The sequence below is a fragment of the Planktothrix sp. FACHB-1355 genome (assembly GCF_014748295.1).
GTDB classification, from domain to species: Bacteria; Cyanobacteriota; Cyanobacteriia; order Cyanobacteriales; family Aerosakkonemataceae; genus Aerosakkonema; species Aerosakkonema funiforme_A.
In genome coordinates, this window is the sequence record NZ_JACJUP010001319.1 from 1 (window position 1) to 1,756 (window position 1,756).

Annotated in this window: 3 protein-coding genes and 1 pseudogene; 2 read left to right on the plus strand and 2 right to left on the minus strand. The window is 47.9% G+C overall.

The annotated features are described in order from the left end of the window. Both H6S82_RS31965 and H6S82_RS31970 read right to left on the minus strand, forming a co-directional pair. Positions 1-631: YCF48-related protein (locus H6S82_RS31965; RefSeq protein WP_347339580.1), on the minus strand; the 631-nt coding region annotated here is incomplete at its 3' end. Further along, positions 628-963, minus strand: coding sequence for a rubredoxin (locus H6S82_RS31970; protein ID WP_190461493.1), 336 nt, complete (start codon positions 961-963; stop codon positions 628-630). The genes H6S82_RS31965 and H6S82_RS31970, both read right to left, overlap by 4 nt. A 199-nt stretch (positions 964-1,162) precedes the next feature. Here H6S82_RS31970 and ndhC point away from each other — a divergent pair, with 199 nt between their 5' ends. Further along, a complete protein-coding gene (ndhC, locus tag H6S82_RS31975; RefSeq protein WP_190461491.1) occupies positions 1,163-1,525 on the plus strand; it encodes a photosynthetic/respiratory NAD(P)H-quinone oxidoreductase subunit C in 363 nt (120 codons plus the stop codon). Beyond that, positions 1,516-1,756 (plus strand): annotated as a pseudogene (locus tag H6S82_RS31980) (NADH-quinone oxidoreductase subunit B); the annotation flags it as partial. The gene ndhC and the pseudogene H6S82_RS31980, both read left to right, overlap by 10 nt.

The window sequence follows — 1,756 nt, forward strand, 5'->3', positions numbered from 1 at the left end:
CTGGTTCCCACGTAGAGTAAAGACTGCCGTTAGCGGAAACTGCCACATATTTCCCATCAGGAGAGCGAGAAATATTGCGAAGTACCCCAAAAGCTTGCTGCACCAGGGCTTTCCAGTTTTGTCCAGCGTCCGTCGTTTTATAAATGGCTCCTACATCAGTCGTCATCTCTGCCGACTGAGGCCCTAATGCCACTATAGTATTGGGACTGCCGGGAAGCTTTTCGGAAAGAGGGATGCGAGACCAAGTTTTTCCTTCATCGTCGGTATGCAGCAGCAGGGCAGGTTCGCCCACAATCCACCCTTCCTCACCACTGAAACTCACCGAGTTGAGGCGGTATTTTTTGTCACCCAAATCCAGTTCTCTAGCTTGCCAAGTTTCGCCGCCGTCTGTTGTTTCCAGCAGAGTAGCTCGGCTACCGACTAACCATCCGTGCATCGGGTTGTCGGTAAAAGCGATATCCATCAAGTTAGCATCTGTGGGTGTAGAAACTACTTGCCAAGGGTTTTGACTTATCGCCGGAACTTTACTGCAAGCCAGACAAAGGAAAACAACAGCCAATAAAGCTGCTACTCTTTGCCAAGATTGAAAGAGCGATCGCATTGTTTTGGAAATTTCTGTAAAACCTCTCATTGCAAACCGTAAAGACTGAGGAAGAATAAAAACCCTAGTGCCAAACCGCCAAAAATCAGTATATTCTTCTGCATTGGCGTCAACTTATTCACACCCAAACCATAGCCGAGATTCTCCTTGAATCCCGACGGAGATCCTATGGGCCCTATATTGCGAAAGGCTGACTTCCGCACACCACAAACGGGACAGCGCCAATCAACGGGTAACTCTTCAAAGCTAGTTCCTGGAGGAATTTCTTTTTTATCGTCACCCTTTGCAGGTTCGTAAACATAGCCACAGGCGCTACATTCATAGCGATCTAGCGCTTTGACATCAACAGCTTGATTGCTCATAGCTCCGGCTTGGTATCGAGTTTGCGGTTAAAGCTTAAAAACTCTGTTACAAATTATGACATACTGCGATCGATTTCTCCTCAGTCATAGTTTTCCCATCCCCAGCCTGAGCAAGAGAACTACCATACAGAGCGGCACAATGGCAAAATGTAAAGAGTAAGTAACAAATGTCCTTTCGCCAAAGCGGTAGCTATTAATTGTGTTTGTCCTCAGTGGCTATGAGTATTTGCTAGGCTTCCTGATTGTTTGCAGCCTAGTTCCTGCCCTCGCTCTTACAGCATCTAAGCTACTTCGCCCTTCTCGTCGCGGCCCAGAGCGGCGCACTACCTATGAATCGGGTATGGAACCTATTGGGGGAGCTTGGATTCAGTTCAACATTCGCTACTATATGTTCGCTCTCGTCTTCGTCGTTTTTGACGTTGAGACGGTTTTCCTCTATCCCTGGGCTGTCGCCTTCCATCGGCTGGGACTCCTGGCCTTTATTGAAGCACTGATCTTTATCGCGATTCTTGTCGTTGCTCTCGTTTACGCATGGCGCAAAGGAGCCCTGGAATGGTCATAAACTCGATAACCAATACCCAAGCAATGGATGATTACAAAAATATCATCCTCAATCCGATTGAGCGCTCTTCTGTCACCCAAGACTTATCGGAAAATGTCATCCTCACCACAGTTGATGACCTCTACGACTGGGCGCGTCTTTCTAGCTTATGGCCTCTGCTGTTCGGGACTGCTTGCTGCTTTATTGAAGTAGCGGCAATGATCGGCTCCCGGTTTGACTTCGATCGCTTAG